Source organism: Bradyrhizobium sp. 26S5, from assembly GCF_036923295.1.
GTDB lineage: Bacteria > Pseudomonadota > Alphaproteobacteria > Rhizobiales > Xanthobacteraceae > Bradyrhizobium > Bradyrhizobium septentrionale.
The window spans coordinates 5,358,214-5,370,949 of the sequence record NZ_CP145948.1 but is presented as its reverse complement, the minus strand read 5'-3'; the positions used below and the strand labels follow the sequence as shown (position 1 = coordinate 5,370,949).

At 62.7% G+C, this 12,736-nt stretch carries 11 protein-coding genes; 4 read left to right on the top strand and 7 right to left on the bottom strand.

Features of this window, described 5'->3' with window-relative positions; all coding sequences use genetic code 11:
- Positions 1 to 64: 64 nt before the first annotated feature.
- From V5279_RS24980 to V5279_RS24970, 3 genes are all read left to right on the top strand, one after another.
- The gene (locus tag V5279_RS24980) at positions 65 to 601 is read left to right on the top strand and encodes a hypothetical protein (protein WP_338688887.1); all 537 of its coding nucleotides are present in this window, start codon (positions 65 to 67) and stop codon (positions 599 to 601) included.
- Between the two features lie 966 nt (positions 602 to 1,567).
- Entirely contained in the window at positions 1,568 to 2,533 is a 966-nt protein-coding gene (locus V5279_RS24975; protein WP_338688886.1) for a hypothetical protein, read from the top strand.
- Positions 2,534 to 2,620: 87 nt separating this feature from the next.
- The gene (locus tag V5279_RS24970) at positions 2,621 to 2,920 is read left to right on the top strand and encodes a hypothetical protein (RefSeq protein WP_338688885.1); all 300 of its coding nucleotides are present in this window, start codon (positions 2,621 to 2,623) and stop codon (positions 2,918 to 2,920) included.
- A gap of 301 nt (positions 2,921 to 3,221) precedes the next feature.
- On the opposite strand, the gene V5279_RS24965 is transcribed toward V5279_RS24970, so the two are convergent.
- The gene (locus V5279_RS24965; protein ID WP_338688884.1) at positions 3,222 to 4,331 is read right to left on the bottom strand and encodes a 2OG-Fe(II) oxygenase; all 1,110 of its coding nucleotides are present in this window, start codon (positions 4,329 to 4,331) and stop codon (positions 3,222 to 3,224) included.
- A 384-nt stretch (positions 4,332 to 4,715) separates the two neighbouring features.
- On the opposite strand from V5279_RS24965, the gene V5279_RS24960 reads away from it, so the two are divergent.
- Positions 4,716 to 7,265, top strand: coding sequence for a calcium-binding protein (locus V5279_RS24960; RefSeq protein ID WP_338688883.1), 2,550 nt, complete (start codon positions 4,716 to 4,718; stop codon positions 7,263 to 7,265).
- Here V5279_RS24960 and V5279_RS24955 read toward each other — a convergent pair.
- From V5279_RS24955 to V5279_RS24930, 6 genes are all read right to left on the bottom strand, one after another.
- Positions 7,258 to 8,562 carry a hypothetical protein gene (locus V5279_RS24955; RefSeq protein ID WP_338688881.1) on the bottom strand — a complete coding sequence of 435 codons (1,305 nt, stop codon included), beginning with the start codon at positions 8,560 to 8,562 and terminating at the stop codon, positions 7,258 to 7,260. The two genes, V5279_RS24960 and V5279_RS24955, sit on opposite strands and share 8 nt — an antisense overlap.
- A gap of 177 nt (positions 8,563 to 8,739) precedes the next feature.
- Positions 8,740 to 8,943, bottom strand: coding sequence for a hypothetical protein (locus V5279_RS24950; protein WP_338688879.1), 204 nt, complete (start codon positions 8,941 to 8,943; stop codon positions 8,740 to 8,742).
- A 14-nt stretch (positions 8,944 to 8,957) separates the two neighbouring features.
- Positions 8,958 to 9,158: a hypothetical protein gene (locus tag V5279_RS24945; protein ID WP_029080746.1), complete on the bottom strand. Its 201-nt coding sequence runs from the start codon at positions 9,156 to 9,158 to the stop codon at positions 8,958 to 8,960.
- A 99-nt stretch (positions 9,159 to 9,257) separates the two neighbouring features.
- A complete protein-coding gene (locus tag V5279_RS24940; RefSeq protein WP_338688876.1) occupies positions 9,258 to 9,902 on the bottom strand; it encodes a haloacid dehalogenase-like hydrolase in 645 nt (214 codons plus the stop codon).
- Positions 9,895 to 11,520, bottom strand: a complete 1,626-nt coding sequence (locus tag V5279_RS24935) for a hypothetical protein (RefSeq protein WP_338688874.1) — start codon at positions 11,518 to 11,520, stop codon at positions 9,895 to 9,897. Before V5279_RS24935 ends, V5279_RS24940 begins: the two co-directional genes overlap by 8 nt.
- A 1-nt stretch (position 11,521) precedes the next feature.
- Positions 11,522 to 12,511 carry a UbiA family prenyltransferase gene (locus V5279_RS24930; RefSeq protein WP_338688872.1) on the bottom strand — a complete coding sequence of 330 codons (990 nt, stop codon included), beginning with the start codon at positions 12,509 to 12,511 and terminating at the stop codon, positions 11,522 to 11,524.
- Between the last annotated feature and the right edge of the window lie 225 nt (positions 12,512 to 12,736).

Genomic DNA, 12,736 nt, shown 5'->3' with positions numbered 1-12,736 from the left:
AGTACGAGCCGAGCAAGTGGTTGAAGCACTGGCCCGGCTCTAACCAGCACCAAGGATCTGGACCATGGCACAAGCTAAACGGAATTCTACCACATCACGCCGAAATCTTCTTCAAGTGCTCGCCGGCGGCGGTGCGCTGGCGGCAGTGGCCACCATAACGCAGGTTTCGGCCGCCGGCCCCGATCCCATCTTCGCCGCGCTCGCGGAGCACGCGAAAGTTGACGATATCCTGGCAGATGCGGCCGTTGCCGTTGAGGCTGCCGAGCGAGAATTGGACCTCGTTGGCGATCTTAATCCGTGCGTCATCAGCGTCGGCAATAGCGATGGCAATTGCGATGATGATGGGTTTCCTTCGATGTCGCATGAGGAGATCGATCGGTACACGCCGGCGGACGATTACCCCGATCGCAACCGTGATGAGCACGTTCGGCTGTCGGCCGCGATGGCGCGCCGGGCCGCGCGGCTCGGGCCTCTCAGTGAGGCGATGGATGTCGCCGAGGCCATGGAGCTAAAGGCGCGTCTTAAGGTCGACGACACCGAGCCTACTACGCTTGCGGGCGCCCTCGCGGCGCTCAAGTTCACGCGCAAATATACCTTCTGATCCGCGCACGAACTGTCCCAGTCAAACATCCGCCGGGCGAGACTTCCTCGCCCGGCGATCGTCGCTTCGGTAAACCGCTGGCTACGCTACAAGCGGATAGGGCTCCGGGACCGACTTATGCCGGCGCGGCCGACGTCGCCAGTGACTACTCACCTGCTGGATCTTCCCGTCACGAACGCGCTCATAGGCTTCGATCCAGATATGGCCGGGTCGTTGCATGCTTAGTTCCTTTCGATGGATTGAGGGAACGCAGACGCACACGCGCGACGGCGCATTCGGCCACTGAAGGACCGAGCGCTGTTGCGGCCTCGAACTGATTTTGAGGGCTTGGGGAGTTCGCCGATTACTTGGTTCGGCGGCTCCTTACCCCGGACATGAAAAAGCCCGGCGCGAAGGCCGGGCGTGCGGGGCAATTCTTCTAACGGGCAAATGAACCGTCGCGCGATCCATCTGCCTTAGTGAGCAGGCAAGCCTGCTGCCGAAAGAGACCAGAGGTGGGTGTCCCGCAATGGCGGGCCGCTGAAACGTAATCTCTTCGATTTAGACACGGGGCGGCTCACCGCGGCGTGCCATACACCTGTTTTGAACTCGACACACAATACGCCGTTCGTGAACAGACCTTTTTCTGTCCCGTCCGCCAAGCCCGAGCACGGATTGGCTACGAGGGGTGACTTCGCTGGCCTCTCCAGCGCATCGGTCTAGACAACGCTTCGCACTTTGCGTGGCTTCGAGGGTGGCACCCGTGGCACGCAGACCCGACTATCCGAACGATGTCAATGATTCGCCCCCAGCGTCAACGCACAGATACCGCGTTCCCTCAGTTGCCCACATGCATCCATCGAGGCGTAGAAGGGCGGAAAGGCAACGAAACAAGGGGAATTGCCATCCGCTGCATCATTTCGCCCAAATTTGATCACGAATCGTTCTTATGACTTCCAATCTGTGTCAATCAACTAGGGGTTTTATTTGGCCAGCAAGTTCGACGACGATCAGCTTCGCAACTTGGCGCTCAAGCTGACGGACCCGTACGATCAGCCTGATCTGACATTTGAAGTTTCGCCGGATGTCGAACTGATCGACATTCTGAACATCTACACCTTTGAGCGCTACCCGGCGGAGAAGGCGTTCTGCGTCGAATGCTGCGGCCGCCATCACAAGCGGGGATTTACCGCTATCTTGACCAACGGAAAGCGCGCTCTCTATGGCAGCACGTGCGGCGCCCGGCGGTTCGAGCAAAGCTGGACTGCGGCCGAGAAGCGAATTGAAGAGCGAGCGGACCGTCAGTTCGAGATCAAGAAGCTCGACCGGCTGAACCGCATGTTTGCGCCGTTGGAGAGGGGCGTGGCCGCGTGGCTGCTTCCGCTCCAGAAGTTGGCCGGCAAGCGGGCTGCATTCGATAAGCACTTGGGTGAACTGGCGTCCCGCGTTCGTGAATCGGTCTCGAAGCAGGGCGCTCTCACGGTGTTTTACGAGGTGCAGAGCGGAGCTGCGCGGGCAGCCGGGATGCGGCAGGGGGCCGTTCATCAGGAAGTCATCGTCGCGAGGGTTGCGGGCTACGAGCTGTTTCAGGACCTGGATCCGGGCAAGGTTGTTGAGCAGACCTTTGATGCGCTCGCGGCTATGAAGGCGCCGACCGGCAATCTCACGACGCAACGGCTGGCGGCCAGGCGACGTGCTCTTGAACGATGTCTGAGCGACCTCGAAGTTTGCGCCAAGATGCATGCAGCAGCGGAGGAATTTTTCACGGTCGAAAACTTCCGAGGCATGCTGCGCTGGACCAACGAAAATAGCGGCACAAAGGCGCGCTACGAAGTTACAGAGGCGCGGATCGCCAGGGAAATCGGCCGGCAAGGCGGTATTGCGTTGCAGCCCGCGGATGCGATTGACACCACCCTGTTGGACCTCATTTCGGACTACAGGCGAGCCGACTGATGTTGGCGCGGCTCGAAGCTTCCTAATTTAACCTTGAATGGAACCACACCCGCACCACTTAAGATCAACAACGATGAGGAGGCGAGCGTGGAATTGCTTCGGTACGGTCAGAGCTACAAGGTGCAGTCCCGCGACAAGTTCAACAAGATCGAAAGCACGGGACATTTTCCCCCGATGGTTCGGGTCAACTTCTTGGACTTCGGTCGCGGTCTCGATCGCAAGAGTGCGTTCGGCGTCAATCTCCGATGGCAGGACATAGAATCCGCCATTAAGGCGTTCTCAGAAATGGGACATCCCGACGCCGTTAAGCTAAGAAATGCCCTTGATCTGGCCAATGCTGTTGAAGAAGTTGGCTGGAAGCCAAGTGACGAAACTAAATCTAACTAATCGAAGCAACAGAGGCCGCCTCAGTTTTGGCGGCCTCTTTGCTTTTTCTAGTTCATGGGTTGAAATAGTTTTCACGGAATAGGTTCAATAATGGGGCCTAAGAGTTTGCCTCAGCGTTGTTTTTCTTGAATTTTGTCCGCCCTGTCACGGCGGAGGCCGCGGGTTCGAGTCCCGTCTCTCGCGCCATTTATTTCAATAACTTAGCAGAGATCGCGGTTCCCAAGGGCATTTGTTCGGGCGCCGCTGAAGTCGTTTTTGCCGCCTTGTTCCTCGAGCGGCCTGGCCTTGGGATCATCGACCGTCAGGACGGCGCGTGGTCGGAGCGTTCCTCCCTCGAAATGAACCTGCGGTTTTCGTCCCTGATATCTGCCGCGACCTGGTCGTAGAGGAACGGCAGGAAGGCGTAGCGCTTGCCGCGCGTGACGAGGCTGACGGCGTGCAGCAGCGAGCAGGAGAACACGACGGCGCATCCGGTGGGCGGCTTGAACGACTGCGGCCCGTATTCCGGGAAGCCGATTTCGCCGCCGTCAAAATCATCGTTCAGATTGATTGAGATGGCGAACCGGCGGTGCGCCGTGCCCTTGGTCGTGTTGTCTCGATGCGGTGCAAAGTGCGCGTTGTCGGCGGCGTCGTAGCAGCCGACCATGTATCGCTCGATATGCGTCGCCTTGAATTGGTGAACCTTGGCGATCTCGGGAACGATCGCGCGCTCGATCCGCAGATCGACCTGACGTCTGAGCTCGGCGTCTTCAAGCAGAAAGTCCCTGCGCGCCTTGAACCGGAGGTCCCTCACGCCGACCGTCTTGCCGTCGATCTCGCGCATGACGCCGGACATCTCGCCGCCGTTGCTTTCGTAGAGGCTGATCAGATGTTTGCAGAAGGCCGGCTCGAACACCTGCGGCAAGTACAGGATCGGGGCCTGCAGACGTATTCCACTGAAGCGATCCGGCGGCGGCAGGGTGCGCAGGCGCGAGATCAGCGCGGCGGTTTGCCCGAACGGAGCCAAACCCATCACACGCAGCGTGGGATCGATGAGAATCCACATCCGCTTGTATCGCGATTGCTCGCCCGGCGCCGAGGCCTGCGGAACTGCGCCGTAGAGGCGGCTGACAGCCCCGTCGAAATCCAGGAAATATCTGATGCCGTTTCGCTCCGACAGCGTCTCGTTGGCCTTGTCCCTCGCATCGATCGTCACGCCAAAAAACGCCGCGCGCTGTCCGTCGAAAACATCTGTTGCGTCCGTGACCTGCTGGATCACTTCACGTGCGCCGTCGTCTCCGGCACTGCCGAGAAAGCACAGCGCAAGATAGCGGCCGCCGGCACTTGAGAATGAATAATTCGGAAGCGAAAGCGTTTGCTGCGAAAACCACGGTGCGGCACTTCCCGGACCTCCCTGCGCGCTCTGAACCACTTCAAACTCCGATGAAAAAAGGGCGCTGAAAAATGGAGAGCGTATCGTCTCCCGGTGTCGTCGTCCACCTTGGCCCTATCGCAGGAGCAGCTGGGTGACGACGGCCCGGCAGTGATCACATAAAGCGGGATGCTCGCCCGGATCAGGACGCCGCAAGGCCTGCGACGCTGGTCGGCTGATCGGCCTGCCTGGGCTGTGCGGAGCGCGCCATTCGGGCGTCAGCCACCACAGCACTAAATGGACACTCCGGTATCTGGAGCCGGCCTTCATACGCCTCCGGGCGGGGCCGACTTTTGTTGTCTTGTCGTGACAATCAGAAGTTGATAAGCGCAATCACTTGCCTTTTGTAGAGGCCGTATTTCGAACTATTTCCTCAGGGTCTTCATGTCGACCATTACCTACAAGACTCTGACGGGTACAAACTCGTCCGAGACGCTTACCGCTGACGTTAGTTATGACTCCCAGTCGGATACTTATGAAGTCATCAACAGCATCGTGGCCTACGGAGGGGACGACACGCTGACGGCGCTGTCCATGCCGGTTACCGTCAACGGGCAGACGCTGGATTTCGGAACGACACTTGATGGCGGTAACGGAAACGATGTGCTCAATGGCGGCAATCGCAACGACGTTCTGTATGGCGGCCTCGGTTCGGACGCGATGTGCGGCGGCGACGGGGACGACGTCCTGACTGGCGGCGGTGGCGGCAATGATGCGTACTACGGCGGCGATGGCAACGATCTGTTCTCGTTCGGTGACACCGGTTCTGACATCTTCGACGGCGGCGCGGGCAACGACACGCTGGCCATTTTCGGCGGCGATCTGAGCCACAGCACGATCACCGGAATCGAGACCCTGTCGATCGGCAACGGGACCTACTTCCTGGCGACTGCGGCGGAGATCAACAGCTTCACGACGGTGAGCCTCGGCGGCGGCGGCGGCGCCGGCTTCGCACTCGGCCTGACGGCTGCGGGCAGCATCGGATCGAACTTCAGCACGGTGAACGGGGGCGGCATGATCAGCGGCTCGTCGGGAGCCGACACCATTGATCTGTCGTCGCAATCCTACGACTGGACGCTTTATGCCGGCGACAATTCGGGCGGCAACGTCCTCTCGGGCGGCTCCGGCAACGATCTGCTCAACGCCGGCAATGGCGGCGACACGTTGAACGGCAATGGCGGCAACGACCGCCTCAACGGCGGCAACGGCAACGACTACCTGAGCGGGGGCACCGGCAATGACACGCTCTATGGCTACCTCGGCTCGGACTCAATGTACGGCGGCGACGGCGACGACGTCCTGGACGTCCTGCTTGGCGGCGGTGGCGGCAATGATGCGTATTACGGCGGCAACGGCAACGATCTGTTCGTGTTCGCCGACGCCGGCTTCGACACCTTCGACGGCGGTGCGGGCAACGACACGCTGGCCGTTTACGGCGCTGACCTGAGCCACAGCACCATTACCGGGGTAGAGACCCTGTTGATCGGTGCAACCTCATTTGCGGCGACAGCGGCTGAGATTAACAGCTTTACGACGGTGAGCTTCGGCGGCGGCGCCTCCTTCTCGCTGACTCTGACGGCTGCGGGCAGCATCGGATCGAACTTTGGCACGGTGAACGCATACGGCACGATCACCGGTTCGTCGGGGGCCGACACTATCGATATGTCGGCGTCCAACAGCCAGGGCTGGTCGCTCTATGCCGGCGATGATTCGGGCGGGAACAACCTCTCGGGCGGCTCGAACAACGACGTGCTGTTCGCGGGAAACGGCGGCGACACGCTGAACGGCAATGGCGGCGATGACCATCTGACCGGCGGCAACGGCAACGACTATCTGAGCGGAGGAGCCGGCAACGACGTCCTTTATGGCGGAGCCGGCAACGACACGCTAAGTCCCGGAACCGGCAGCAACACGATCAGCGGCGGCGCGGGCAACGATACCGCAGTTTACACCGACGGAACGCGTGCGAGCTTCACGGTGACCGACCTCGGCAACGGAAGCTTCCAGGTCGTCGGTTACGGCCATGACGACACGCTCTCCGGCGTGGAATTCCTGCAGTTCTCTGACCAGATCATGGTGATCGGAGCCGGGACATCGGGCAATGACCTGCTTTATGGCGGCGCCGGCGACGACATTCTCTACGGTGGCGGGGGCAACGATGTCCTGGTCGGATATGGTGGCGACGACGTCGGCTACGGCGGCGACGGCAACGACTATTTCTACGCTGGGGCCGGCGATGATTTGCTCGTCGGCGATGCCGGCCTCGACGTTTTGCTTGGAGAGGCCGGTAGCGACATCCTTTATGGTGGAACCGGCTTCAACTACCTGTTCGGCGGTGACGGCAATGATCTTGTCGTGGGATCGGGCGGCACCAGCTCCGACGTCAACGTGATGTTTGGCGACACCGGCGCGGATCTACTGCTTGGCGGCCAGGGCACCAACTACTTCTATGGCGGCACGGGCGTCGACACCATGTTTGGCGGCTCCGGCCTCAACATCTTCATTTCGTCCGGCGAGAGCGACGGCAACGTCATCTATGGCGGGTCCGGACAAAACTATGTCTACGGCTCCAATGGCGGGGACACCGTCACCGGCGGGAGAGGGGTCGACGTCTTCCTGATGGGCTCGGGCGCCGACTACATCAGTGGTGGCGGCGGCGTCGATTATGCCTGGGGCGGTGGCGGCACCGACACGTTCGACATCAACGACACGCGACCCGAGGTGATGGTCATCCAGGACTTCAATACAGGCGGAGTGAACGACATTCTCAACTTCGCTGCGACGTCACTCCACTCTTACGCCGACGTCCAGGCAGCCGAAACCTATGTCGCCGGGATCAATACCACCATCATCACCGATGCCGCGGGCAACGCGGCATGGCTGATAGGTCTCGCGCCCGGGCAGTTGGACGCCAGCATGTTCAAGTTCAGCTAGCTGGATTGGATCGGTAGATCCCGATGACGGCGCGCTCGACGGGCGCGCTTGATGGTTCTTCGCGCCATTCGGGCGTCAGCCACCACAGCAGGAACAGCAGCGCGATCCCGTTCGACAGAAGGCTTGTCGTCAGCGGCACGTTCATGATCGTCGGAACGGCAATGCCAGAGGAAACCGCGATGAAGCGCGGTGGCAGGTGGCGCGAGACCATCGATCCCACCGACAGGATCAGGCCGCAGACCAGCGCCGAAACCGGGGCGAGCGCAAGACCGACCGATGCGATGCCCTCGGTGGCGAGGAACGAGGCATTGAAATTGCCGTCCTGATAGACCGCTCCCAGCGTCGGGCCGAGCGCGCCGTAGGGGCAGGCGATGATGTGCCGCAGGATGGATATCTGGCAGAAGCGCGTCAGCTCGCGGTGCGCGAAGAAGTCGGCGTATTGATCAAGGGCGAGTGACGGGATCGCGGCGAAGCGCAAATTGATGGTGCCGAATACGATGTAGCCCTTGTCGGCAACGAGAACAAAGAACGCTGTCAGACCGATCATCATCGGGATCAGGAAAGCGAGCACCGTCGCCAGCCGCGGGCTGAACCGGCCGAACAGCCAGAACAGAAACGGCAGCCAGACCGGCAGCAGCAGAATGGTCTTGTTGTTGAGGACCGGATAGAAGCACAGCGCAAACAGCAACACGGCCGCCGCCGCCAGCCATTGCCGGCGCGACGCAAGATGCGCGAACACATAGGGCAGAACCGCGCCGATGATGATTCCGGTCAGATAGTTCAGCAGCACCGGCCGTGTGACGGCGTTGCGGGCTTCTCCATAGGGATCGCCCACATTGGCGCCGCAAGAGATGTCGGCAACCAGCACGGCGAAGGATGCCCCGAGCAGCAGGACCACGATGCGCCTGATCGCCGCCTCGGACAGGTCGGGCCGCCAAAGGGGATTATTCTGGAACAGGAGAGGGATGATCGCCGCAGTCAGCGCGGCGATCATGGCCCAGCGCGCGACGGCGTGCGGATAATCGAACGCGCTGAAAAAGCTCAGCCAGACGAAGCCGAACACGGCCGACAGCAGCGAGAAGCCCACCAGGTAGCCGAAGCTGAATCGTCCCGCGACGAAGGCCGGGACGAAGACGGCCATGATGGCGGTGCCGAGGATGGCCTGCGCGGTGATGTCGGATTGCCAGACATGCATCCCCGGAAACGCGCGCGCGCAGGCGATCATCGAGGCGATGCTGAGGATGAAGAAGGCGGGGATCGCGACCCCGACAATCAGGTCGTCGCGCGTCAATTTCATCGGCCCGTCCGAATCCGAAAGCTGCGCGACAGCTAGCCGGTCGTCCCTGGACGAAGCAAGTTACGCAAAGTTAAGCCAGGGCTAGGCAACGTCTTGATCTGTGTTGTTGTGTTTCCGCGCAGCGCTTTGTCACGGCGGCGCCGTATTGAGATTACAGACAGCAACACGCTGCCTCAATCAGGCAAAGAATGCGGCGATCGCGGCGAGGTCGGGCTGTCCGGGCGCGTCACCGCGCAAATTGGCGTCGATAACGCGGCGGCAGGCGTCGACCGTGTTTGTGTCGCCCAGTTCGTTGGCGGCCTCGAGGATCGTCCACACCGTTTCCAGAGGAACATCTAGCGGCGCGTCGCTCTGCGTGGCGGTTTTCGGGTCTGACAGCATCGGCGCGGCCCGGGTTAGAATTCGAACAGGTCGCGGCCGCGCCGCGCCAGCACGTGCAGGTCCGCCACCGTGCCGCGCACCGCGTTGCAGCGGCGGCATTCGATGATGGTGTCGCCGGAGGCGTGCGCCGGATCGGCGACCTTGATTGCCAGGCTGCCGCAATCCGTGCAGATGATCTTGAAGCCGGTCGAAATTACTTGCTGCTGCAAATTCATTGTGGGCCTGCGCCTCTGTTGACGCCGACCTTAACGGAACAATTTTTAAAACTGGGATCGCGGAGCGGATCGCAATCGAACGACCGCGTTAGGATGCGGTTAAGATTTCACCGTGGCGCTGCGGCCCTGCAGGTGAAGCGTCGATTTGCCGAGCGCGGCTGCGGCGGCGCGCACGGCCTCAGACGCATTGACGGTGATGATTCCGGCGGCGTGGGCCCAGACCGCGAGGTCGGAGGCGCTGTCGCCGGCATAGATGAAGCCCTCGGGAAACGTCTTCAGCAACAGGTCGGCCTTGTTGGCGCCCTTGAGATTATGTTCGCCGTCGGAGGCGAGCACCTGGTCGATAAATGAAAGCCGCGATGCCAGCTTTTCCGCGAGCAGCGCATCGGCCGCGGTCGCCAGCACGATACGGCGGCCGGCGGCTTTCTCGCGCTCGGCCAGTGCTGCGACGTCCTGGTGGAGTTCGATCCGGCTCCAGTCGATACGCTGGCGCAGCGCGAGTTCGCGCTTCAGCGCGGCACGGCCGCGCACCAGCCATGCGGCGCATGACGCGACGATCAGCGGATTGCGGCGCAGGATCGAGAAGAAGCTCAGATAGAGCAAGTCGCCCCTGATCAGCGTGCCGTCGAGGTCGAGCACCAGGGGCAGCGCCACGGGCAGGCCAAGCAGCGCGCCCGCTCCGTCAGTGGAGCGCTCGTCCTTCGGCTTCGCAGCGGTTTCGCCGGCGAGGCGATGCTCAGTCATTCGCGGCGCTCAGCCGGGTTGCGACCTTGCACACGTCGATCTCGCGCGCCCCGGTCTCGGTGGTCTTGCAGTCGGGGTAGCCGAACTTGTCGGCAAAGGCCACACCGTCCCGGTCGGAGCTCGAGACGATCAGGACCTGCGGCGCGCCATGATTGGCTGCGCGGAACCTGGCGACCGAGGCGACATCGGGTGCATCCTGCCAATCCGGCGTGGTGCGCATGAAATCGCGCGCCTCGACATATTGCAGCGGGAAGTAACCGAAATAGCGCGTCGAGGGCAGCGGAGAGGACAGGCCGGCGCCGCGACCCGCAAGTGCTGCGGTCTGCGCGGCGTGCAGGGTCGGACGGATGCGCCAGGCGAACAGATGGCTGTCGCGCTCGGTGATCAGGTCCGCATTGGCGAAGCTCTGGCCGGGATTGTCGCGGCCGGCGGCGAGCTCGCTCTCCAGCGTCGGCGCCCAGCTCTGGTAGGCGACCGCGCGAACCGCGGTCTGTCCGATCAGGCCCGACAGCGCGGCCAGGCAGAGCGCACGGGAGAGTGCCGGCCCAGGCTGGCGGCTTGCGATCGCCAGCACGATCGCGATCCCGCTATAGGGGGCGAGCCGTTCCGACAGCAGCGCCGAGCCGGTCTTGAGATTGAGCAGCGACAGCGCCAGCACCAGGGCGAAGAAGACCGGCCACAGCAGGTCGCCGGAGCCGAAGCGCCGCAGCGCGACGAAGCTTGCCAGCACGATCGCGCAAAGCACCGGCGCGAGCGCAATCACCTCCCACCAGGTGAAGGTGAAGAGATAGGTCGCCGCCACGATGCGGCGGATGATCTGGGCAACGCCGCCCGCGGTGCTTGCCGTCTCGCCGGCAATGTTCTGGTAGGCGAACAGAAAGCTTGCGATCAAAAGCAGGACCGGCAGCGCCGCCGCGGCAGCCCACACGCCGTCGCGCAGCAGGCGCAGCGCCGCAGCCCTGGTGCCCTGCCGTTCGAATGTCGCGACCGCGCGCGCGATGCCGTCGGCGGCGAGCAGCAGGCAGGCCGCGACGACCGAGGTGATGTGGGTCAGATAGAGCGCGGCCAGCAACAGCGCAGTCGCGACGAAGGCCAGCGCATCGCGGCGCCCGCCGAGGCCGCGCCAAAAACTCGCAAACAGCAGGAACAGCGGGATGCCGAGCGCGAAATTGTAAAAACCCCAATGGATGAAGACGCCGAAGGCAATCGGCAACAGCAGCAGCGCCGGCAGCAGCGGCCGCTCGGTCTCGGCGCGGCTGGAGGCGAAGGCCGCAACGATCCAGACAAGGCCATAGAGGCTGAGGAACAGGCTGTTGGCGACCAGCGCATCGCCGGTCAGCCGGATCAATCCGGCCAGCAGCAGATAGATCGCCGAGTTCGGCTCGATCCGCGGATTCCATTGATAGAACGACGCCGCCGGCTCTTGCAGCGCGCCGCCCCAACCGAACCGGGCGATCAAATCGGCCTGCGCCAGATGCACCGGCCCGTCCTGGGTCGGCACCAGCTTCACGAGCCAGATCGGACCATCCAGCAGCACGAGCAGCCCCGCGAACAGCAGCGCCATGGCAATGACACCGAGATTTGCCTTCGGCGTCTCGAACGGAGTTGCGATCGACATGTTAGCGGATCCCGCCGAGACGGATCAGGTCGGAGCTGGTCAGGCTGTTCAGCCAAGGCAGGTCGACGAAGGTCAGGACACCGAACAGCGCCATGGTGACGGCGGCCGCGATCAGCATCGCCGGCTGCCGCATCAATTCCTCCGGCCGCGCCGCGGCGGAATCCGGCGTCAGCGCGAGCCGCATATAGGCCGCGAACAGCGCGATCAGCATCGGCACGACGACGAGATATTCGATGCGGTACTTCAGCAGGAAGATCGCCATCATGAAGGCGAAGCCCTGGGCATAGACGAGGCAGCTCGTGACCAGGCTCGAATGGGTATAGACCGCGAAGGAGGGCCGGTAGGCGGCAAGGTTCGCGGTGCCGCCGGCCTCGACGATCGCACGATGCTCGGAGACCCGCTTGGCGGCCATCAGGAAGGCGCCGCCGAACCAGTAGGCGAGCAGGATCGACACCGGAGGGGCGATGCTCGGCACCACGGCGAACCAGCCGAACAGGAAGCGCAGCGGATTGTTGAGGGACTCGACGATGACGTCGACGAAGGCGCGGTCCTTGGCTCGGATCGGACGCACGTTGTAGATCACGCCGAACACCGCAAAAACGGTCGCGGTCGCGGCGAAGGCGTAGCCGAGCCGGTTGGCGGCAAAGATGCCGACGGCGGTGAGCAGAACGTATTGCGCAAGCACGATGGTCGGCGACATCGCGGTCTGCACCGCCGGGCGTGCACGCTTGGTCGGGTGCATGGCGTCGAACGGCGCATCGAGCCATTCATTGATGGTGTAGTTCGCCGACGACAGCGCCATCGCGACGAACAGGCAGATGACGAGGCGCTCGGCGAGCGTCGCTAGCTCGATCGGCCCGGTCTGCGACATGATCAGCGCAAACGCGACGCCCGGGATGATCAGCACATGCTTGATCCAGTGGTCCGGCCTCGCGATCGCAATGTAATCGGTGATGCCGGCGGCCGGCTGGGCGTGGTTGGTGACGGACATCGCAATCCTCCAAACTCTGCCTGTCCCACGTCGGGGCGCCGGCGGGGCAAGACGTGTTGAAAGGGGCAGCGATCGTGCCGCCGCGCGACGACCGGCTGCCGGTCGAGGCATCAGGCGTGCAACGCGGTTAACGCCAGTAGTGGAGGAGGGACTTGGCGCGGTTTCCGGTCGGGGCGGCCGGCATTTCGTTTGGTCAGCTCGCGCGCCGCTGTCGGGTTTCCGCGA